We start from the raw sequence: 19326 nt of genomic DNA, 5'->3' as shown, positions 1-19326 counted from the left end.
GCCCAAGGGTACCGGGGCTACGCTGACCTCGTGAGTCTGCCCGTTCCCGCCGCCGATGATGCGGCGATGACGAGGGCGCTGGAACTCGCGGCATCCGCCCCCGCCCACGGTGACGTCCCCGTCGGCGCGGTGGTCACGCGGGCGGGCGAGGTCATCGGCGAGGGTCGCAACCTGCGCGAGCGCGACGGCGACCCCCTCGCGCATGCCGAGATCGTCGCGCTGCGGGCCGCGGCATCCGCTCTGGGGTCCTGGAACCTCGAGGACTGCACCCTCGTCGTCACCCTCGAGCCCTGCGTCATGTGCGCCGGGGCGATCCTGCAGACGCGCGTCGGCCGGGTCGTGTTCGGTGCCTGGGACGAGAAGGCCGGCGCCGCCGGATCGGTTCACGATCTGCTGCGCGACCGCAGGATGCCGCACCGCGCCGAGGTCCTCGGCGGCGTGCGGGCCGAGGAGGGTGCGACGCTCCTGCGCGCGTTCTTCGACGAGAAGCGCTGATCCCGCGCGTCAGTCGGACGAGCTGAGGATGATCGCCTCGGTCGGCGGGGCGGGGGATGCCGGCGACCCGATGTACCCCGTCAGCTCGAGCAGAGCGCGACGGAAGACCGCGGGACGCTCGAGGTGCGGCGTGTGGCCCACGCCGGGGAGCGCGAGCTCGGTGGCGACACCCCCGGCATCCGTGTAGCGGCGCAGGACCTCACGGGTCTGCGACACCATCGGCTGGGCGGGCGCGATATCGGCGCCGGGCCAGTCCGGCAGGATGCCGAGCGCGCCGAGGTGGTTCGGGTCGGAGAAGGATGCGTCCGACACGATCGGGTCGAGGACGCCGCGCACCCACAGGATGGTCGGCTTGACGGGCAGCTCGACGATCGCCGACACGTCGAAGTTCGACGGCGCGAGCGCGTTGAGCACGCCGAAGCGGCCCGGAGCGTATCCGGGCCAATGCGGGCTGGTGACGGCCTCGCCGGGGTAGTTGCCGGTCGCCGTCGAGGTCGACAGCATCGCCTCGACCCACAGGTCCTCGTGCTCGGTGGTGAACCCCTCCGCCACGAAGGACGAGCGGAAGATGCTCCGCGGCGAGGTGGGGGACTCCTCGTCGGATTCGCGGGCGTTGAGTCGGCGCACGAACTCCGCGTTCGCCATGCCCGCGCCGCAGCCGGCGTCGTCGTCGGTCAACCGGGTGCCGTCCAGGCGCGTGCCGCCGAGCCCGTAGGGCGAGATGGGGGACTCGAGCAGAATCGTCCGCACGGGGTGGTCGAGGGCGAACTGCAGAGCGACCGCTCCGCCGAGATCCCAACCGACGAGATGCGGTGCGTCGATGCCGAGCTCGGCCAGCCCGACGGCGACGTCGTCACTGAGGTCGCGGACGCCGCGGCTCGCGTCGACCGGCATGTGCTCCGTACCGCCGAACCCACGCAGATCGACCGCGACGACGCGGAACTCCGCAGGCAGGTCCTGCATGAGCTCCTGCCAGACGAGGGCGGAGGAGAGCCCGCCGTGCAGGAGGACGACGGTGCGGTCGGGCGCGGTGCCGGGGTCGTCGCCGATGCGCTCGAGGATGTTGACGCCCAGGCGGTCCGTGTCGATGATGCGGGACGAGATTCCGTCGAGGAGGGTCATGACCCGATGATAGGCGGCCGCCGCATCCATGCCGAGGGCGTCGATGACAGGATGGGTCCATGACGCACCACCTCCCGCCCGTCGCCATTCTCGGAGCAGGTTCGATGGGGGGTGCGATCGCCCAGGGCATCTCACGCTCGGGAGAAGCATCGTCGGTCGTGGTGACCAACCGCACCGCCGCCAAGGCCGGCGAGCTCGACGGGCTCGACGCCGTCACCAGCGTGGCGCTGGCGGACGAGCCGAGCGCGAACACGGATGCCGCGGCATCCGCCGACATCGTCCTCATCGGGGTGAAGCCCGCCATGGTGCCCGACGTGCTGCGCGAGATCGCGGGCGCGCTGCGCCCCGGGACGATCGTGGTGAGCCTCGCGGCGGGCGTCACGATCGACACCTTCGAAGCGATCGTCGGCCCCGGCATCCCCGTCATCCGTTCGATGCCGAACACGCCGGCCGTCGTCGGCAAGGCCGTCACGGGCCTCGCTGCCGGCTCGACCGCGACGCCCGAGCACGTCGCCCTCGTGCGGCGGCTGTTCGAGACGTGCGGCGTCGTGATCGAGGTTCCCGAGGCGCAGATCGACGCGCTCTCGACGATCTCGGGGTCGGGCCCGGCCTACGTGTTCCTGCTCGTCGAGGCCCTCACCGAAGCCGCGCGCGGCAAGGGGTTCGACGAGGCCGATGCGCGGCTCATGGCCGAGCAGACCTTCATCGGGGCGACCGCGCTGCTCGCGGCATCAGGGGAGGATCCCGCCGAACTCCGCCGCCGCGTCACGAGCCCGAAGGGGACGACCGAGCGCGCCATCGGCGTCCTGCAGACGGGGAACCTCGACGGTCTCTTCGCGCAGGCGACGGATGCCGCGCTGGCCCGCGCGCGCGAGCTGGCGACCGGCGTCTGAGGCCGGCGCTCAGGCGTCGCCGAGGGTGAGGTCCTCGGCCGTCGTCCGCTCGCTGAGCACCGCGGTGTGGTCGGCCCGGCCGACGACGCGGCGAACGGCGAACAGGATGGCTGCGCCGACCGCGGCCGACACCGCCGCGGCCTCGTAGGGGGCGCCGACGCCGTACACCGCGAGGGCGGTGCCGACGGGTGCGCCGATGGCGCCGCCGAAGAAACGGAATCCGGAGTAGGCCGAGCTCGCGACGGCACGCGGCAGGGTCGTCGCCTCCATCGCCGCTTCGGTGAGGATCGTGTTCACCGCGCCGATCTCGACGCCGAGGAGCACGACGCAGACGACGAGCAGGGGACGCGAGCCTGCGCTGAGCGAGGCGGCGACGTGGGTTGCGGCGAAGGCGACGAGGAACCAGAACAGCACCCAGACGACCGAGTACCGCTTCGTCAGGCGCGGGGCGATGAGGACGCCGGCGATCGCGAGGCCGATGCCGAAGCCCATCATGACCAGGCCGATCCCGACGGCCGGTAGCTCGAGGGCGTAGGGCGTGTACGACAGTGTGACGAAGAAGCCGGCGTTGTAGAGGAAGGCGACGACGCTGATCGCGAGCAGCCCCTTGTCGGCGAAGGCGCGGAAGGGCGCGCCGATCGAGCTGCGCTGCGCGGCGTGCCCGGGGTCGCGGACGAGGGTGAGGAGGGCGACGACGCCGACGGCGAGGAGGGATGCGGTTCCCCAGAACGCCGCGAACCAGCCGATCTCGCCGAGCAGGCCACCCACGAGCGGGCCGACGGCCAGCCCGATGCCGAGTGCGGCCTCGTAGAAGATGACGGCGTGCTCGCTGCGTCCGCCGGAGGCCGAGACGATCGACGCGAGCGCGGTCGAGAGGAACAGCGCGTTGCCGAGGCCCCACACGGCGCGGCAGGCGATCAGGGCGCCGATGGTCGGAGACAGCGCGCAGCCGACGGCGGCGAGGGCGATGACGGAGAGCCCCAGGATCATGACGGCGCGCGTGCCGATACGTGTCGACAGCCAGCTCGTGAAGAACATCGCCGAGGCGGTCACGGCGAGGTAGCTCGTGAACAGGAACGACGTCTCGACGGGGGCGGCGTGCAGCGTGGCTGCGACCGTGGGCAGGATGGGGCCGACGAGCCCGATCCCCATGAACGCGATCATCGCGGCGAAAGCGATGGCCCAGACGGCGGGCGGCTGCGAGAGCAGGCGCGGAGCGGTCGTCTCGGGGGCGGTCGAGGTGGTTCCGGTGTCGAGGGCGGTCATTCGTCCAATTGTACACCGATGATTTACTAGTGAACTAAATAGGTGCGCACGGCTACAGTGGACCCGTGACCGAGCGCGCCGATCTGATCGACCGCATCCGCGCCGCCTGGGCGTCGTCGATGCCCGAGATGGACACGTCTCCCATCGATGTCTGGGGGAGGCTCAATCGCACGAGCGCGCTCGCGACCGCGCAGATCGAGCGCCTCCTCGCCGACAGCGGCGTCTCGCGCTCCGAGTTCGACGTCCTCTGCGCCCTGGCCCGCATGGACCGACCCCTGCGGGCGAGCGAGGTGACAGCCGAGACGATGCTCAGCGGGGCGGCGACGACGAAGCTCACGACGCGACTCGAGTCGGTCGGGCTGCTGCGCCGCGAGCGCTCCGACCGGGACGGCCGAGCCGTCCAGCTGTCGTTGACGGATGCCGGCCGTGCCGTCGTGGAACGCGAGATGCCCCGTGCCCTCGCTCACGACGAGCGGCTGCTCGACGGATTCTCGCCCGCCGATCGCGACGCCCTCGCGGGCCTCCTCGCGCGCCTCCTCGCCAACGCGCAGCGCGAGATCTGACCGAGGTCCTCAGCGGTCGAGCGACGCGAACCGCTCGATGTCGGAGTTCGTCCCCGACACGATGATGAGGTCGTGGTTGGTCACGACGGTCGTCGCTTCCGCGTACCGGAAGGGCTTGCCGGGGCTCTTCACGCCGACCACGGTCACGTTGTACTTGGAACGGACTCCGGACTCGTTCAGGCCGACGCCGCGGATGAAGCGCGGCGGGTACATCTTGGCCAGCACGAAGTCGTCGTCGAAGCGGATGAAGTCGAGCATCCGGCCGCTCACGAGGTGGGCGACGCGCTCGCCGGCCTCGCGCTCGGGGTAGATCACGTGGTTCGCGCCGACGCGGGCGAGGATCTTGCCGTGCGACTGCGAGACCGCCTTCGCCCAGATCTGCGGGACCTTGAGGTCGACGAGGTTCGCCGTGATGAGGACGGATGCCTCGATCGAGGACCCGACCGCGACCACGGCGACCTGGAAGTCCTGTGCGCCGATCTGCTTCAGCGCATCGATGTTGCGCGCGTCGGCCTGAACGGCGTGCGTGACGCGCTCCGACCACTTCTGCACGAGGTCGAGGCTGTCGTCGATCGCGAGGACATCACGATCGAGACGGTCGAGTTCGCCGGCGCACGCGGCGCCGAAGCGACCGAGTCCGATGACGAGGACGGGCGAATCGCTGCGCAACTGCTCAACCAACGATGGGCCTCTCCACGGGCAGCGCATAGTGCTGCGTTCGATTGGTCGCGGCCACCGCCGCGGCGAGTGTCACTGTACCAACGCGCCCCATGAACATCGTCAGGGCCATGACGAAGACGGCGGGGTCGGGGAGTTCCTGCGTCAGCCCCGTCGACAGGCCGACCGTCGCGAAGCCCGACACCACGTCGAAGAGCACCTCGTCGAGCGGCGCCTTCGTCAGGTGGGCGATGGTGATCGTCGACAGTGCGACGATCGTCGCGCCCCACGCGACGACCGAGAGGGCGACCCGCTGCACGTCGCTCGGGATGCGGCGTCCGAACGCCGAGACGCTCGGGCGGCCCTTCGCCTCGGACCACACCGCGAGTGCGAGGACGGCGAGCGTGGTGACCTTGATGCCGCCCGCCGTCGACGCGGATCCGCCGCCGACGAACATGAGCATCGACCCCACGACGAGCGAGGACTCGTGCATCTCGCCGATGTCGATGATCGAGAATCCGCCCGAGCGTGTCATGGCCGACAGGAACAGCGCCTGGAACGTCGTGTCCCAGGCATCCATCGTCCCGAAGGTCTTCGGATTGCCGTATTCCAGGATCACGAAGGCGACGGCGCCGGCGAAGAACAGGACGACCGTGGTGATCAGCGTCAGCTTGACGTGGATCGACCATTTGCGCAGGTGCCACTGGTGCTTCCAGAGTGCGTAGATGACCGGGAAGCCGATCGACCCGAGGAAGACCCCCGCCATGAGGACGGTGAGGAGCAGGTAGTTCTGGGCGAAGGGCGCGAGCCCCTCGGCGTTCGGCGCGAAACCGGTGTTCGTGAAGGCCATCGCCGCGTAGTACGGCGCTTCCCAGAGCGCGGTGACGGCGTCGACCCCGCTCGCCAGCAGCAGCGGGTAGAGGAGGATCGCGAGGGCGGCTTCGATGACGAGGGTCGAGAGCGCGACCGTGGCGAGCAGCTGACCGACCTCGCCCAGGCGCACGGCCTGGCCCTCGTTGACCGGGCCGCCGTGCGCGCGCATCGGGTTGCTGTCGCCCGCGGCGAGGAGCTTGGCCCGGAGTCCGAGTCGCTTGGAGATCACGAGGCCGAGGATCGAGGCGAGAGTCAGCACGCCGAGGGCGCCGACGTTGACGCCGATGAACACGACGACGTGACCGAGGGGCGACCAGTGGGTCGCCATGTCGACGGTCGAGAGGCCCGTGACGCAGATCGTCGACACCGCCGTGAACAGCGCGTCGGGGAGCGGGGTCACCCGGCCGTCCGAGGCCATGATCGGCAGCGAGAAGAGAGCGGTGAAGACGAGGATCAGCGCCGAGAAGACGAGGACGGCGAACCGGGACGGCGATGCCGTGGCCAGGTCGCGCATCGCGGAGGACGCGCGGCGATGCCACGCCGGTCCGCGCCGTCGGGCGCGCTCGTCGACGGATAAGCCCGTCATCCGCGCCCCTTCCTCGTTCGGATCGTTGTCATGGTACTCCCGCGCGCGGGCGGGCTAACCTAATGCCATGGCGGACATCTTCGACGTGATCGCCGACGGAACCCGTCGGGACATCCTGCAGTTGCTCCGCGAGCGCGGGGCGTCCGGGGGTAACGGGACGAGTGTCTCGCAGATCGTCACCGCGCTCGGCGTCAGCCAGCCGACCGTGTCGAAGCACTTGAAGGTACTGCGCGAGGCATCCCTCGTCTCCGTCCGCGAGGACGGCCAGCACCGTTACTACAGCCTGTCGCCCGAGCCGCTCGACGCGGTCGACGATTGGCTCTTCCCGTTCTTCGCGGTCGCCGACGACGAATACGCCGCCGGCGCGACGCTGACGGAGGGAGCGGCGCACGCCGCCGAGGTCGTGGGGCGGGCCGCCGCGTCGGCCAAGCACGCGGTCACCAGCGTCTTCAACAAGCTGCCGGGTCGCTGACCCGCCTTCCGTCACACCGGTCACACAGGTTTACAGGCGTCCCAGCGAACCCCTAATGTGGAGGGACTCGCGGGGATGAAAAATTCAAAGGGGACACACATGTCGGACATCTCGGATGTGCGCTTTCTCACGGTCGCCGAGGTCGCAGACCTCATGCGCGTCTCGAAGATGACCGTCTATCGTCTGGTGCACTCCGGCGAGCTCCCCGCTGTCCGCTTCGGTCGCAGCTACCGCGTCCCCGAGACGGCCGTCACCGCAGCGTTGCAACGTCCCATCGCCGACGTCGGCTAGACTGATCCGAGGCATTTTTCGTTCTGCCGTTCCCGGACGCCGATATCGGGCGTCCAGACCCCTACTTAGTGAGGTTTACCGTGGGTTCAGTCATCAAGAAGCGCCGCAAGCGCATGGCGAAGAAGAAGCACCGCAAGCTGCTTCGCAAGACTCGCCACCAGCGCCGCAACAAGAAGTAAGCGGCATCGCACACCAAGCGCCCCCGTCCGGTCAGCCGGTCGTCGGGGCGCTTCGTGTTGCGTCCGGGGCATCCATTCCCGGGTGAGAATGGATGCCGTGACCGCACTCACCCTCATCTCGAAACCCGACTGCCACCTCTGCGACGTCGCGCGCGAGATCGTCGACACCGTCGTCGCCGATCTCCCCGAGGGGCAGGTCGAGGTCCGGGAGCTGTCGATCGCCGACGACGCCGAGCTGTATTCGACGTGGTGGGAGAAGATCCCGGTGGTCCTCATCGACGGAGACCTGCACGCCCACTGGCGACTGTCTGCGGATCGCCTCCGTGCCGCCCTCGCAGAGAAGGACCGCGCATGATCCGGCACACGGTCATCTGGCGGATGGCCGCCGACGACGCCGAGACGAGAGCCGAGCACGCGGCCGAGGTCGCGCGCCTCCTCGAGGGCCTGGTCGGCGTCGTCCCCGTGATCCGCTCGCTGAGCGTCGGCGTGAACGTCGCCGTGCCCGAGAGCAACGCGGACGTCGCTCTCGTCATCGACCTCGATGACCTCGCCGCGCTGGATGCCTACCAGACGCACCCCGCTCACCAGCAGGTGGCCGGTTACATCCGCAGCGTCACCGGTGACCGCCTGGCGGTCGACTTCGAGGTCTGAGGCCGTTAGCGGGTCTGCCGAGGCGTCGCGACGACGGGAACCGGCCGGACGGCGATGCGGACCCGCTCGCCGAACTGGAGCCTCTCGTCGGGCGCATGCTGCAGGCGGACGAGCGACCCGTCGTCGGTGCGCACGAGCGACCGGCGGATGCTGCCGAGGAACATGCTCTCCTCGACGACCGCCCCCACACCTGATCCGGCACCGACCAGATGAACGTGCTCGGGACGGAGCAGGACGTCGACCTCCCCGTCGGGGACGTCGCTCTGGAGCGGCACATCCGTCCCCCACACGGTGGCCGTGCCGCCCGCGGCGACGCCGGGCACCGAGCTCGACAGCCCGATGAACGCGGCCACGCGGGGTGTGGCGGGTCGGAGATAGAGCTCTTCGGGGGACCCGATCTGCTCGATGCGCCCGGCATCCATGACGGCGATGCGATCCGACACCGCGAGGGCCTCCTCCTGGTCGTGCGTCACGAAGACGGTCGTGGTGCCGAGGCGGAGCTGGATGCGCCGGATCTCGTCGCGCAGTTGGACGCGGACCTTGGCGTCGAGGGCCGACAGCGGCTCGTCGAGCAGGAGGACCCGGGGCTCGGTCACGAGCGCGCGAGCGAGCGCCACGCGCTGCTGCTGCCCGCCCGAGAGCTGGTGGGGGTAGCGGTCTGCGAGGTGGTCGAGGCCGACCAGCTCGAGCGCTTCACCGGCCCGGCGACGCGCAGCCCGGGCATCCACTCGGCGTCGGCGGAGCCCGAAGGCCACGTTGTCGCGCACGCGCAGGTGGGGGAAGAGCGAGTAGGCCTGGAACACCATGCCGATGTCGCGCTTGTTCGTCGGCGTCCGCGAGACGTCGGTTCCGCCGAACGAGACGGTTCCCGCCGTGGCGTCCTCGAGGCCGGAGATCACGCGCAGCGCGGTCGTCTTGCCGCACCCGGACGGCCCCAGGAGCGACACGAACTCGCCCGGTGCGATGTCGAGGTCGACGCCGTGCAGCACCCGGGTCGGACCGTAGTCCTTCACGATGCCGCGCAGCGCCACGCGGGTGCCGTCGCCGGCGGCGGCGAGCAGGTGGTTGTCCGCGGTCTGGGGCAGAGCGCGGGCAGCGGGTGTCACGTCGAGAGTCATGAGGTCTTCCTTCCGGCGCCGACGCGTCCCGCGCGGCCGATGATGAGCAGGAGCCCGAAGGCGAAGGCGAGCGCCAGCAGGGTGAAGATCGCGGAGGCCCAGGCATCCTGCTTGTTGACGAGGACGAGTCCCGTCTGCAGCACCTGCCGGTTCAGCAGCGAGGCGATCGTGAACTCGCCGAGGACGACGGCGACCGTCATGAGGGATGCCGCCAGCAGCCCCTGTCGCAGGTTCGGCGCGATGACGCGGATCAGGACCGCCGGCCAGCTCGCGCCGAGCGTGCGCGCCGCCTCGGCGAGCGTCCGAAGGTCGACGGCGTCGATCGAGGCCTGGATCGACCGGTAGGCGAAGGGGAGGACGACGATGCCGTAGGCGAAGGCGAGACTCCACGTCCCGGTGCCGAACGTCCTGCCGATCGCGAGGTAGATGGGTGCCAGACCGACCACCAGGACGATGGCCGGGATGGTGATCGGCAGCAGGGCGAAGAACTCGAACATCCGTCGGAGAGCGGGGTAGCGCAGGGCGACGAGCACCATCGTGGGCGCGAGGACGACGAGGACGATCGCGACCGTCACCACCGCGAGGACGAGGGAGTTGACCAGGCCCGCCCAGACGGGCACGTAGGCCGCGGCGCGGGCCGGGTCGAACAGCGCGGTCCAGCGGTCGAGCGTCAGGCTGCCGTCGGCGGCGGTCAGGGTGAACAGCAGGGTCGCTGCGAACGGGACAGCGAACACCGCTCCGACGAGGATGCCGATGGTCCACCGTGTCGCCCGGGAGGGGGCGAGGGGCGAGCGGGTCATGCCTGCCACCTCGAGGCCCGCCGCTGGACCAGGTTGTAGAAGACCATCGCCGCCGCGACGACCAGGATCATGCCGAGCGCGAGCGACCCCGCGAGGTTCTCGCGGCCGAGCACGGTCTCGCTCGTGAGCGCGGTGCGGATCTGCAGCGGCACGATCGACGAGCCCTGGCTGGCGAGTGCGGCTGCCGTCGCGTAGGACGAGAACGCGTTCGTGAACAGCAGGAGGAAGCTCGCGAGGAACGAGGGCGCGAGGACGGGGAAGCCGACGTGTGCCCAGAAGCCGGCGCGCGTGCCGCCGAGGGTCATGTGCGCTTCGGCCCACTGGGGGCGGAGGGCGGCGAGGGCCGGCATGAACGTGAGGACCATGAGCGGCACCTGGAAGATGATGTACGCGGGGATGAGGCCCGGCAGTCCGTAGATCCAGGCGCCGTCCGCGAAGATGTCGATTCCCAGAGCGCCGGCGATCAGGCGGGTGATGACACCCTGCGTGCCGAGCGTCGCGACCATCACGAAGGCGAGCATGACGCCGCCGAACTGCGCGAGGACACCGGATGCCGCATCCACCGCGGCGCGGATCACTCCGGTCTCGGGCAGCCCCAGCAGAGCGAAGCAGACGAGCGATCCCGCGATCGCGCCGATGGCCGCGGTGAGCAGCGAGACCCAGGTCGAGTTCCAGAACGTCTCGGTGATCACCGGATCGACGAGGGCGGTCAGGTTGTCCCACGTGAACGCCCCGGTGTCGTCCTGGAAGCCCGTGACGACGGCGAGGACGGTGGGGAGGAGGAGGAACAGGGCGAGGTAGGCGAGGAAGGGGACGAGGCCCAGCCATGACCATCCGATCCGCCGCGAGCGGGGGAGCGGGGAGCCCGTGACCGGGCTCCCCGCGGGGGCGACAGCGGTCACTGGACCGCGGCCGCCCATTCCTTGCCGAGCAGCGTGCCGGCCTTCGTCGACTGGTCCTCGGTCGGGACGACCGTGTCGGCGGGCGCTTTCGGGAGCTTGGCGGCGAGGGCGGCGTCGATCGTTCCGGCCTTCGTCATCGCCTCCATGCGGACGGGACGGGCGCCCCCCTTCAGCCACAGGTTCTGCACCTCGTCGCTGTAGAGGAACTCCTCCCACAGCCGCGCGGCGGCGGGGTGGGGGGCGTCGGCGTTGATGGCCTGGTTGTAGTAGCCGGCGTAGCCCACGCCGTCGAACACGACCGTCTTCCAGGTGGGGACGTCGGCGGAGTGCGCCGCGTTCAGGTAGTCCCAGTCGAAGACGACGGGCGTCTCACCGCTCGCGACGGTGGCGCTCGTGACGTCGAGCTTCAGCATGTTGCCGGCCTTGTCGAGCTTCGAGAAGAAGTCGATCCCCGGCTGGAAGTCGTCGAGCGACCCGCCGGACTGCACGGTAGCGAGCCCGACGGCGGCGAAGGCGGCACCGGCCTGCGTCGGGTCGCCGTTGATGGCGACCGAGCCGCGGAACTCCGAGCTCAGCAGGTCGCTGAGCTGCGTCGGCGCGGCGAACTTCGAGGAGTCGTACCCGACCGACATGTACCCGCCGTAGTCGCCGACGAACAGGCCCGTCGACTCCTTCAGCTCCGCGGGGATGTCGTCCCAGGTCTGGACCTTGTACGGCGCGAAGCGGTCGGTGTTCTGGAGGGCGACGGTCAGGCCCAGGTCGAACACGTCGGGCGCGGTGTCGAGGCCCTCGTTGGTCTTGGCCGCGGTGATCTCTTCGGCGCTCGAGAAGTCGGGCGACTGCTCGGTGACGGTGATCTCGGGGTAGCGCTTGGCGAACAGGTCGAGGATCTCGCCGTAGTTGGCCCAGTCGCGGGGGAGGGCGATGACGTTCAGGGCGCCCTCGGCCTTGGCCGCCGCCTCGAGCTTGTCGAAGCCGCCGAGGTCGCTGACGCTCTTCGCGGTCGCCGCGGCGGGCTTGGCGCCGGAGGCGTTCTCGGCGCCGGTGGCACCGGCGCAGCCGGCCAGGGACAGCGCGGCGATGGTGGTGAGGGCGAGCGTGACGGCTCGCCGCCGGGACATGCGGGACATGCGTTTCCTCTCGGGTGTTCCGGCGTCCGCGGATGCGGGGCGCCGGGGGGAACGAGGGGAAGCTACGTCCGGCCGATGACCCGAGGACTCCCGATGCGTGAACGGTCGGTGACGTTACGTCGACGGCTCCGCGTCGTCGTCCCGCAGGATCGGGATCGCGTTCGTGAAGGTGCTCGCGCGTCGCTCGGCCTCGGCGCTGCCGGTGAACAGGCCGTCACCGGTGGGCGTCGGGTCGGTGGGCGTCCGGGGTGCGGGGGCTGCGGCATCCGTCATCAGGACGCGCTGGACCGGCAGGGCCTGTGGCATCGATTCCTGCACCCACGCGACCATGGCCTCGCGGACGAGGCAGCGGAGGTCGAACAGGGTCGGCGCATCCTTCGCCGTGACGAGGATGCGGACGCGCACGTAGCCGGCGACGGCATCCGTCACCTGCAGGACCGACGTCCGTCCGTCCCACAAGTCGGTGCGCTCGAGGACCTGCCGCAGGTGCGCGCGCATGAGGGCGGGCGAGACGTTCCAGTCGAGGTCCATCTCGACGGCGCCGAGGAGCTCCGATCCCTTGCGAGTCCAGTTCTCGAAGGGGGTCGTCGTGAAGTACGTGCACGGCAGGACCAGGCGTCGGTCGTCCCACAGGTCGAGGACGACGTAGCTCAGGGTGATCTCGCCGACTCGGCCCCACTCGCCGTCGGCGACCACGACGTCATCGACCCGGAGGGCGTCGCTGAAGACGATCTGCAGACCCGCGAACACGTTGGCGAGCACGGACTGCGCGGCGAGGCCCGCGACGATCGAGGCGATGCCCGCGGACGCGAGCACGCTCGCACCGATCGCGCGGACAGAGTCGAACGTCAGGAGCACGGCGCCGATCCCGATGATGACGATGATCGCGATCGCCAGACGCCGGACGACGAGGGTCTGCGTGCGAATGCGGCGGGCCACCCGGTTGTCGGGCACGTCGATGCGGTACCGCCCGAGCGCCACGTCGGTGGCGACGACGACCAGCGAGGCCAGCAGCCACGCGCTCGCCGAGATGATGAGGATCGTCAGGATCTGGCCCAGGATGCCGCGCCACGTCTCGTCGGGGAATGCCACCCGGACGGCGACCCAGAGCGCGACCACGAGCAGCAGCATCCGGAACGGAGCGCGGGACTGCCGGCTCAGGACCCCCGCCCATCGCCGGCGGCGTGCGACGACCGCCAGCACGATCGTCGCGATGACGGCGACGACGATCGCGACGCCGATCCCGACGACGGCCGCGATCCCGAAGTCCACCCATCCATCCCACATACCGCTGATCCTTCCGTCGGAGAGTCAGCCACCATACGACAACCGCCCGGCCGGAGCCGAGCGGTTGCCGAGAGTGCGGGGTGCCGTGTTACGGGGCGAGACGCGTGGGTCCGCGGAAGAGGTACGTGACCTCGCGGATCGAGTCCTGGCCGAGCAGCAGCATCAGCACGCGGGCGAGGCCCATGCCGAAGCCGCCGTGCGGCGGCGCACCGAAGCGGAAGAAGTCGAGGTAGAAGTCGAGGTGCTCGGGGTCGAGACCCTTCTCTTTGGCCTGCTCGATCAGGACGTCGACGCGGTGCTCGCGCTGCGCACCGGTGGTGATCTCGACGCCGCTCATGAGCAGGTCGTACGACTTCGTCAGCCCGGTCTCCTCGTCGCGCATGTGATAGAACGCCCGGATCTCGGGGTGGTAATCGGTGATGAAGACGAACTGGTGACCGTAGGTCTCCTGCACGTGCGCCGCGATCTGACGCTCGCCCTCGGGGTCGAGGTCGCCGTCGGTGCGGGGGATCTCGTAGCCGCGCGCTGCGACGATCTCGCGCGCCTCGGCGAGCGGGATGCGCGGGAACGGCAGCTCCGGGACGACCACATCGATGTCGAACAGGGCCTTGATCTCGTCGCCGTGCTTGTCGGCGACGGCGCGGATAGCGGTCTGCAGGAGCTCCTCCTGCATGCGGGCGACGTCCTCGTGCGAGTCGATCCAGCTGATCTCGGCGTCGATCGAGGTGAACTCGGTCGCGTGGCGCGAGGTGAACGAGGGGTCGGCGCGGAAGGCGGGCGCGATCTCGAAGATCTTGCCGAAGCCGGCGACCTGGGCCATCTGCTTGAAGAACTGCGGGCTCTGCGCGAGGTAGGCCGTCTTGTCTTCGAAGTAGGGCACCTCGAAGAGCTCGGCGTTGGACTCCGACGGCGAGGCCATGAGCTTGGGGGAGTGGACCTCGATGTAGTCGCGCTCCACCCAGTAGGTGCGCATCGCGTGCTCAAGGGTCGTCTGGATGCGGAAGACGAGGTTGTTGCGACGCTGGCGCAGGTCGATGAAGCGCCAGTCCATGCGCTTGTCGAGGCCGGAGTCCGCCGCGATCGGCGTCTCGGGCAGAGCGGCGGCCGCGATGTCGAGCCCGCCGATCTTGATCTCGACGCCGCCGAGCTTGACCCGCTCGTCGTGCTTGAGCTCACCGGTCGCGGTGAGGAAGGTGCCGGTCGACAGGTTGGAGATGAGGTCCGTCAGCGCCAGGGCCGCGGCATCCTGCTCACTGCCGTCCTCGGCGGGGCGCGTCGCGGGATTGACGAGCTGCACGGCGCCCGTCTCATCGCGCAGGATGACGAACTGCACCTTCTTCTGGTCGCGGACGGTCTCGACCCATCCGGAGACCGAGACGGGGCCGTCTTCACGGGACTGCAGCTGCTGGACGAGGGTGCGTTCACTCACGAGGGTCGAGTCTACGCGGCGCCCAGGTTCCGAAACCTCCCGCCCCGTAGGCTGACCCGACGGGGGGCCCGGCCGGGCATCCGATCACCGAGGGCGAGAGAGCACCCGATGACCGTTGTGAACATTGCCGCCACCTCCTCCTCGGGTGGCGGGTCGTGGCTGTCGGCCCTGGCCGACTGGCTCGTGATGCTGATGGAGACGATCGGTCCCGCGGGCGCGGCCATCGCCGTCGGCCTCGAGAGCCTCTTCCCGCCGATCCCCAGTGAGGCGGTGCTGCCCGTAGCCGGTCTCGCCGCGTCGCGGGGGTCGTTCACCCTCGCCGAAGCGATCGGCTGGACCACCTTCGGGTCGCTCGCCGGCGCGTACATCCTCTACGTGCTCGGCCGCGTCCTCGGCGCGGAGCGCCTCACGCGCGTCGCCGAGAAGCTGCCTCTCATGAAGGGGGAGGACGTCACCAAGACGGTCGCCTGGTTCGAGCGGCACGGCTCGGTCGCGGTCTTCTTCGGCCGGATGGTGCCGCTGTTCCGCAGCCTCATCTCGATCCCAGCCGGCGTCTCCAAGATGCCCTGGTGGAAGTTCGGGCTCCTGACGACGGCCGGCAGCCTCATCTGGAACTCGATCTTCGTGCTCGCGGGATTCTTCCTCGGCGAGAACTGGCACATCGTCGAGCAGTACGCCGGCGTCTTCCAGAACATCGTGATCGTCGTCGTCGTCGCCCTCGTCGCGTGGTTCCTGTTCGTCCGCATTCGCGCCGCCGTCCGTCACCGCCGGGAGTCGACGGAGGATGCCGCCGGCTGAGGCCCCGCGTGCGGTCGGCGCTCAGGCCCTGCATAGGACCCCCTCACGTAGACTGAAGGCGTGCCTGCCGCCCGCCTCCATCTCGTGCGCCACGGGGAGGTCCATAACCCCGACCGCGTGCTGTACGGGCGACTTCCGGGCTTCCACCTCAGCGACGACGGTCAGGACATGGCCCGTGCCGCGGCCGAGCACCTGAAGGCGCAGGGGCGTCCCGTCAAGTCGCTCGTCTCGTCCCCGCTCGAGAGGGCGCGCGAATCCGCCGCCCCGATCGCGGAGCTCTTCGGGCTGACCCCCGTGATCGACGCCCGTGTGCTCGAGCCGACGAACGTCTTCGAGGGGAAGCGGATGCGGAGCGCACTGCGCAACCCGCTCAACTGGTGGCACCTGCGCACTCCCGCGCTGCCGAGCTGGGGAGAGGCCTACCTCGAGGTGGTCGAGCGCATGCAGGCGGCGATGCGCGACGCGTGGAACCGAACGCCCTCGGGCGACGCGGTGATCGTCTCGCACCAGCTCCCGATCTGGATCACGCACCTGTCCGTCGCAGGACTCCCGCTCCGTCACGACCCGCGTCGCCGCCGGTGCGACCTGTCGAGCATCACGAGCTTCGAGCTCGACGGCGACGTCTGGCGCGAAGTCGACTACGCCGAGCCGGCCCCGACCGCCGGCGCTGTGGACGTGGGGGCCGTATGAGACGCCGCATCCTCGCCGCCGTCGCGGCTCTGACGCTCGTCGCGGGTCTCGCAGCCTGCTCGAGTGAGAACGACAACCTCTCCGACCTGTACCGCGAAGGCAACACGCAGGGCTTCATCTCGAGCGACGGTCGCGTCGAGACGATCCCCGCCGCTCAGCGCGGCGACGCCCTGTCGTTCACGGGAACGAGCACCGACGGGTCGGAGATCTCGAGCACCGACTTCGCGGGCGACGTCGTCGTCCTCAACTTCTGGTACGCCGCCTGCGGTCCGTGCCGGGCGGAGGCACCCGTCCTCGAGCAGACCTACCAGGACACGAAGGGCGACGGCGCCCACTTCCTCGGCGTCAACATCTACGACGGTCCCGAGCAGGCGACCTCCTTCGACGAGACGTACAAGATCACCTACCCGTCGATCCTCGCCCGTGGCGACGTCGACCTGAAGCTCGCATTCGCGGACTGGACCTCGCTCCAGGCGGCACCGACGACGCTCGTCGTCGACCGCAAGGGCCGGGTGGCCGCACGACTGTTCGGTCAGCTGCCCGATGCGACCACGCTCCGCGAGCTCGTCGACGACACCCTGGCGGAGAAGGGATGAACCCCGGTTCGATCGTGGTCGACGGGTCGCTGTGGATCGCGATCCCGATCGCGGCCCTCGCCGGACTCGTCTCCTTCCTCTCGCCGTGCGTGCTGCCGCTCGTCCCCGGGTACCTCGGCTTCCTCGGCGGAGCCATGACCCCTCGCGCCTCACGGGTGACATCGACGGATGCCGCCGGCACCGCCCCGGCGGGAGCCGCGACGCGGACCCGCGTCGATGCGCCGGCCCGCGGACGCCTCCTGCTCGGGGTCGCCCTCTTCATCGCCGGGTTCACCGTCATCTTCCTGATGATGGGCGTGTTCGCCGGCACCCTCGGACGTCTCTTCATCGAGTACCAGGACCTCATCACCCGCATCCTGGGTCTCGTCGTGATCGCGCTCGGACTGGTCTTCGTCGGCGTCTTCGGCTTCGCGCAGAAGATCTATCGTCCGCAGCTCACGCAGAACCTCGGCATCCTCGGCGCCCCGCTGCTGGGTGTCGCCATGGGGATCGGCTGGGCGCCGTGCATCGGCCCCACGCTCGCAGCGATCCTGACGATGGCCTACAGCCAGGCGGACCCCCTCCGGGCCGGGACGCTGGCGGTCGCCTACTCCCTCGGACTCGGGCTCCCGTTCGTCCTCCTCGCGCTCGGCGCGGGCTGGGCGACACGCTCGGTCTCGTTCGTGCGCCGCCACATCCGGACGGTCAACATCGTCGGCGGTTTCCTGCTGGTCGCGCTCGGGGTCCTCATGGTGACCGGGGTGTGGACGACGCTCATCTCGAACTTCCAGGGGGTGATCGGTGGTGTCCCGACCTTCTTCTGACCGTTCCGGCGCGACGGCCGTCGACGGACCGCTCCGACCGAGCGACCACCTCGACAAGACGGGCGAGCGGGGCGCGGCCGACGATGGCTCGCCGGCGCAGCCCGTGCTCGGCGTCGTCGGTTGGCTGCGGTGGGGCTGGCGGCAGCTGACGAGCATGCGGACGGCCCTCGTGCTGCTGCTGCTGCTCGCCATCGCGGCGATCCCGGGATCGCTCGTGCCGCAGCGCAGCGCCGACCCGAACGGCGTCACCCAGTGGCGGGCCACCAACCCCGACCTCTATCCGACGTTCGAGACGCTCCAGCTGTTCGACGTCTACTCGTCGGTGTGGTTCTCGGCGATCTACATCCTCCTGTTCATCTCCCTCATCGGCTGCGTGCTGCCGCGCACCAAGCACCACTGGAAGGCGTTGCGCGCCCGCCCTCCGCGCACCCCTGCGCGCCTGTCCCGCCTGGACGATCACGTCGAGTCGCGGGTCGCCGTTCCCGAGGGTGAGGATGCCGCGGGTCACGCGGCGCACGCGGTCGACCTCGCCGAGGCGCAGCTGCGCTCGGCCCGCTACCGCGTCGAGCGGTACGACCGGAACGGCGTCGCCTCGGTCTCCGCCGAACGCGGCTACCTCCGCGAGACCGGCAACCTGATCTTCCACGGCGCGCTGGTGGGAGTGCTCCTCTCGGTCGGCATCGGCGGCGGGTTCACCTACACCGGTCAGACGGTCATCACCGAGGGCGACGGCTTCGTCAACTCACTCGGCCTCGGCTACACCTCGTTCAACCCGGGTCGTTTCGTCGACACCGAGGCGCTGACGCCGTACTCCATCACCCTCGACCGCTTCGACGTGACCTACGCGCCGCCGCCGTCGGGGCAGGCGGGCGACTTCGCCGCTCACGTGACGACGCGCTTCCCCGGGCAGAAGGCCGAGGACCAGGTCATCGAGGTGAACCACCCGATCACGATGGCGGGCGACCGCGTCTACCTCATGGGCAACGGCTACGCTCCGACGATCACCGTCCGCAACGGCGCGGGCGACGTCGTCTTCAGCGAGTCGGTGCCGTTCCTGCCGCAGAGCCCCACGATGACCTCGTCGGGCGTCGTCAAGATCCCCGACACCGGCGGTGAGCAGCTCGGCCTCGTCGGCTTCTTCTACCCGACGGTCGCCACGCTCCAGAGCGGTGCCCTCACTTCGGCGTACGGCGATCTCGTCGACCCGCGCCTGACGTTCTTCGTCTACGAGGGCGACCTCGGCATCGACAACGGCGACGCGCGCTCCGTCTACGCGCTCGACACCGACGGCATGACCGAAATCGCCGGGCGCAACGCCGACACCCCGTCGCTCGAGCTCTCGCCGGGGCAGACCGTCCAGCTGCCGGGCGGCCGCGGCAGCGTGACCTTCGAGGACGAGACGAAGAACGGCGCCCCGGAGTCGGTGAAGCGCTACGTCTCGCTGTCGATCCACAACGACTCGAGCGCCCCGTGGGTGCTCGCGTTCGCGATCCTCGCGATGGTCGGTCTCTTCACGGCCCTGTTCGTCCCGCGCCGGCGCATGTGGGTCAAGGCGACCCCGGGCGGCGACGCCGTGACGCTCGAGTACGCGGGACTGGCCCGAGGTGAGGATCCTGCGATCGCGATCGCGGTCGCCGACCTCGCCCGGCGGCACGGCAGGGCGCTCGATGACGAACCGGCATCCGCCCCAGGCGTCCCCGCGAACGTAAACTGAACCCACCCATC

General features: G+C 70.0%; 23 protein-coding genes. 13 read left to right on the top strand and 10 right to left on the bottom strand.

All coding sequences use genetic code 11. The features are described 5' to 3' along the window. Window positions 1-66 precede the first annotated feature (66 nt). The gene (gene tadA, locus AC4NN1_RS08775) at window positions 67-495 is read left to right on the top strand and encodes a tRNA adenosine(34) deaminase TadA (protein ID WP_018186835.1); all 429 of its coding nucleotides are present in this window, start codon (window positions 67-69) and stop codon (window positions 493-495) included. A gap of 9 nt (window positions 496-504) precedes the next feature. Here the strand turns inward: tadA and AC4NN1_RS08770 are convergent, their stop codons facing one another. Beyond that, complete coding sequence (locus tag AC4NN1_RS08770) at window positions 505-1617, bottom strand: alpha/beta fold hydrolase (RefSeq protein WP_491955049.1); 1113 nt, start codon at window positions 1615-1617, stop codon at window positions 505-507. A 59-nt stretch (window positions 1618-1676) separates the two neighbouring features. Between AC4NN1_RS08770 and proC the strand changes: the two genes are divergently transcribed. Continuing rightward, a complete protein-coding gene (gene proC, locus AC4NN1_RS08765) occupies window positions 1677-2510 on the top strand; it encodes a pyrroline-5-carboxylate reductase (protein WP_020098032.1) in 834 nt (277 codons plus the stop codon). Between the two features lie 9 nt (window positions 2511-2519). Here proC and AC4NN1_RS08760 read toward each other — a convergent pair whose 3' ends face one another. Then, on the bottom strand, window positions 2520-3776 hold the full coding sequence (locus AC4NN1_RS08760) for an MFS transporter (protein WP_311869151.1): 1257 nt from the start codon (window positions 3774-3776) through the stop codon (window positions 2520-2522). Between the two features lie 65 nt (window positions 3777-3841). Here AC4NN1_RS08760 and AC4NN1_RS08755 point away from each other — a divergent pair, with 65 nt between their 5' ends. Continuing rightward, the gene (locus AC4NN1_RS08755) at window positions 3842-4339 is read left to right on the top strand and encodes a MarR family winged helix-turn-helix transcriptional regulator (RefSeq protein WP_018186839.1); all 498 of its coding nucleotides are present in this window, start codon (window positions 3842-3844) and stop codon (window positions 4337-4339) included. A 9-nt stretch (window positions 4340-4348) separates the two neighbouring features. Here the strand turns inward: AC4NN1_RS08755 and AC4NN1_RS08750 are convergent, their stop codons facing one another. Both AC4NN1_RS08750 and AC4NN1_RS08745 read right to left on the bottom strand, forming a co-directional pair. Beyond that, a complete protein-coding gene (locus AC4NN1_RS08750; protein WP_371130025.1) occupies window positions 4349-5047 on the bottom strand; it encodes a potassium channel family protein in 699 nt (232 codons plus the stop codon). Beyond that, window positions 5013-6455 carry a TrkH family potassium uptake protein gene (locus tag AC4NN1_RS08745; protein ID WP_020098035.1) on the bottom strand — a complete coding sequence of 481 codons (1443 nt, stop codon included), beginning with the start codon at window positions 6453-6455 and terminating at the stop codon, window positions 5013-5015. The genes AC4NN1_RS08750 and AC4NN1_RS08745 overlap by 35 nt, the downstream gene beginning before the upstream one ends. A 67-nt stretch (window positions 6456-6522) precedes the next feature. Here AC4NN1_RS08745 and AC4NN1_RS08740 point away from each other — a divergent pair, with 67 nt between their 5' ends. The 5 genes from AC4NN1_RS08740 to AC4NN1_RS08720 all read left to right on the top strand — a co-directional run bounded on the left by AC4NN1_RS08740 (window position 6523) and on the right by AC4NN1_RS08720 (window position 8048). Continuing rightward, window positions 6523-6927, top strand: coding sequence for an ArsR/SmtB family transcription factor (locus AC4NN1_RS08740; protein WP_018186842.1), 405 nt, complete (start codon window positions 6523-6525; stop codon window positions 6925-6927). 99 nt (window positions 6928-7026) lie between these two features. Then, the gene (locus tag AC4NN1_RS08735; protein ID WP_018186843.1) at window positions 7027-7218 is read left to right on the top strand and encodes a helix-turn-helix domain-containing protein; all 192 of its coding nucleotides are present in this window, start codon (window positions 7027-7029) and stop codon (window positions 7216-7218) included. Between the two features lie 80 nt (window positions 7219-7298). Further along, window positions 7299-7397 (top strand): 30S ribosomal protein bS22, encoded by a 99-nt coding sequence (locus tag AC4NN1_RS08730; RefSeq protein ID WP_003792170.1) that lies wholly within the window; start codon window positions 7299-7301, stop codon window positions 7395-7397. Window positions 7398-7494: 97 nt separating this feature from the next. After that, entirely contained in the window at window positions 7495-7752 is a 258-nt protein-coding gene (locus AC4NN1_RS08725; protein WP_020098036.1) for a glutaredoxin family protein, read from the top strand. Further along, entirely contained in the window at window positions 7749-8048 is a 300-nt protein-coding gene (locus AC4NN1_RS08720) for a Dabb family protein (RefSeq protein WP_020098037.1), read from the top strand. The genes AC4NN1_RS08725 and AC4NN1_RS08720 overlap by 4 nt, the downstream gene beginning before the upstream one ends. A 5-nt stretch (window positions 8049-8053) precedes the next feature. Here AC4NN1_RS08720 and AC4NN1_RS08715 read toward each other — a convergent pair whose 3' ends face one another. The 6 genes from AC4NN1_RS08715 to aspS form a co-directional block, all read right to left on the bottom strand. Continuing rightward, window positions 8054-9166, bottom strand: coding sequence for an ABC transporter ATP-binding protein (locus tag AC4NN1_RS08715; RefSeq protein ID WP_491955048.1), 1113 nt, complete (start codon window positions 9164-9166; stop codon window positions 8054-8056). Beyond that, a complete protein-coding gene (locus AC4NN1_RS08710) occupies window positions 9163-9966 on the bottom strand; it encodes an ABC transporter permease (protein WP_491955047.1) in 804 nt (267 codons plus the stop codon). The genes AC4NN1_RS08715 and AC4NN1_RS08710 overlap by 4 nt, the downstream gene beginning before the upstream one ends. Next, on the bottom strand, window positions 9963-10868 hold the full coding sequence (locus tag AC4NN1_RS08705; RefSeq protein ID WP_491955046.1) for an ABC transporter permease: 906 nt from the start codon (window positions 10866-10868) through the stop codon (window positions 9963-9965). Before AC4NN1_RS08705 ends, AC4NN1_RS08710 begins: the two co-directional genes overlap by 4 nt. Further along, on the bottom strand, window positions 10865-11998 hold the full coding sequence (locus tag AC4NN1_RS08700; RefSeq protein WP_491955045.1) for an ABC transporter substrate-binding protein: 1134 nt from the start codon (window positions 11996-11998) through the stop codon (window positions 10865-10867). Before AC4NN1_RS08700 ends, AC4NN1_RS08705 begins: the two co-directional genes overlap by 4 nt. Window positions 11999-12112: 114 nt before the next feature. Then, window positions 12113-13285, bottom strand: coding sequence for a mechanosensitive ion channel family protein (locus tag AC4NN1_RS08695; protein ID WP_491955044.1), 1173 nt, complete (start codon window positions 13283-13285; stop codon window positions 12113-12115). An 88-nt stretch (window positions 13286-13373) separates the two neighbouring features. After that, window positions 13374-14714 carry an aspartate--tRNA(Asn) ligase gene (gene aspS / locus AC4NN1_RS08690; protein WP_311869167.1) on the bottom strand — a complete coding sequence of 447 codons (1341 nt, stop codon included), beginning with the start codon at window positions 14712-14714 and terminating at the stop codon, window positions 13374-13376. A gap of 108 nt (window positions 14715-14822) precedes the next feature. On the opposite strand from aspS, the gene AC4NN1_RS08685 reads away from it, so the two are divergent. The 5 genes from AC4NN1_RS08685 to resB are packed head-to-tail and all read left to right on the top strand — an operon-like array spanning window position 14823 to window position 19315. Continuing rightward, on the top strand, window positions 14823-15512 hold the full coding sequence (locus tag AC4NN1_RS08685) for a DedA family protein (protein WP_311859030.1): 690 nt from the start codon (window positions 14823-14825) through the stop codon (window positions 15510-15512). A gap of 60 nt (window positions 15513-15572) precedes the next feature. Further along, the gene (locus tag AC4NN1_RS08680; protein WP_028497478.1) at window positions 15573-16202 is read left to right on the top strand and encodes a histidine phosphatase family protein; all 630 of its coding nucleotides are present in this window, start codon (window positions 15573-15575) and stop codon (window positions 16200-16202) included. Beyond that, the gene (locus AC4NN1_RS08675; RefSeq protein ID WP_018186854.1) at window positions 16199-16798 is read left to right on the top strand and encodes a TlpA family protein disulfide reductase; all 600 of its coding nucleotides are present in this window, start codon (window positions 16199-16201) and stop codon (window positions 16796-16798) included. Before AC4NN1_RS08680 ends, AC4NN1_RS08675 begins: the two co-directional genes overlap by 4 nt. Then, a complete protein-coding gene (locus tag AC4NN1_RS08670) occupies window positions 16795-17601 on the top strand; it encodes a cytochrome c biogenesis CcdA family protein (RefSeq protein WP_020098046.1) in 807 nt (268 codons plus the stop codon). Before AC4NN1_RS08675 ends, AC4NN1_RS08670 begins: the two co-directional genes overlap by 4 nt. Next, complete coding sequence (gene resB, locus AC4NN1_RS08665) at window positions 17579-19315, top strand: cytochrome c biogenesis protein ResB (protein ID WP_491955043.1); 1737 nt, start codon at window positions 17579-17581, stop codon at window positions 19313-19315. The genes AC4NN1_RS08670 and resB overlap by 23 nt, the downstream gene beginning before the upstream one ends. Window positions 19316-19326 lie beyond the last annotated feature (11 nt).

This window comes from Microbacterium sp. MDV22-iso44 (genome assembly GCF_058629135.1).
The sequence above is the reverse complement of the archived record's forward strand: the minus strand, read 5'-3'. Positions and strand labels throughout refer to the sequence as shown.

Bases quoted from the DNA above. Each gene is read 5' to 3' on its own strand.
- tadA (WP_018186835.1), top strand. From the start codon at position 67: ATGACGAGGGCGCTGGAACTCGCGGCATCCGCCCCCGCCCACGGTGAC.
- AC4NN1_RS08715 (WP_491955048.1), bottom strand. From the start codon at position 9,166: ATGACTCTCGACGTGACACCCGCTGCCCGCGCTCTGCCCCAGACCGCG.
- AC4NN1_RS08720 (WP_020098037.1), top strand. From the start codon at position 7,749: ATGATCCGGCACACGGTCATCTGGCGGATGGCCGCCGACGACGCCGAG.
- AC4NN1_RS08700 (WP_491955045.1), bottom strand. From the start codon at position 11,998: ATGTCCCGCATGTCCCGGCGGCGAGCCGTCACGCTCGCCCTCACCACC.
- proC (WP_020098032.1), top strand. From the start codon at position 1,677: ATGACGCACCACCTCCCGCCCGTCGCCATTCTCGGAGCAGGTTCGATG.
- AC4NN1_RS08735 (WP_018186843.1), top strand. From the start codon at position 7,027: ATGTCGGACATCTCGGATGTGCGCTTTCTCACGGTCGCCGAGGTCGCA.
- AC4NN1_RS08685 (WP_311859030.1), top strand. From the start codon at position 14,823: ATGACCGTTGTGAACATTGCCGCCACCTCCTCCTCGGGTGGCGGGTCG.
- AC4NN1_RS08740 (WP_018186842.1), top strand. From the start codon at position 6,523: ATGGCGGACATCTTCGACGTGATCGCCGACGGAACCCGTCGGGACATC.
- AC4NN1_RS08750 (WP_371130025.1), bottom strand. From the start codon at position 5,047: ATGCGCTGCCCGTGGAGAGGCCCATCGTTGGTTGAGCAGTTGCGCAGC.
- AC4NN1_RS08695 (WP_491955044.1), bottom strand. From the start codon at position 13,285: ATGTGGGATGGATGGGTGGACTTCGGGATCGCGGCCGTCGTCGGGATC.
- AC4NN1_RS08760 (WP_311869151.1), bottom strand. From the start codon at position 3,776: ATGACCGCCCTCGACACCGGAACCACCTCGACCGCCCCCGAGACGACC.
- AC4NN1_RS08675 (WP_018186854.1), top strand. From the start codon at position 16,199: ATGAGACGCCGCATCCTCGCCGCCGTCGCGGCTCTGACGCTCGTCGCG.
- AC4NN1_RS08710 (WP_491955047.1), bottom strand. From the start codon at position 9,966: ATGACCCGCTCGCCCCTCGCCCCCTCCCGGGCGACACGGTGGACCATC.
- AC4NN1_RS08745 (WP_020098035.1), bottom strand. From the start codon at position 6,455: ATGACGGGCTTATCCGTCGACGAGCGCGCCCGACGGCGCGGACCGGCG.
- AC4NN1_RS08670 (WP_020098046.1), top strand. From the start codon at position 16,795: ATGAACCCCGGTTCGATCGTGGTCGACGGGTCGCTGTGGATCGCGATC.
- AC4NN1_RS08770 (WP_491955049.1), bottom strand. From the start codon at position 1,617: ATGACCCTCCTCGACGGAATCTCGTCCCGCATCATCGACACGGACCGC.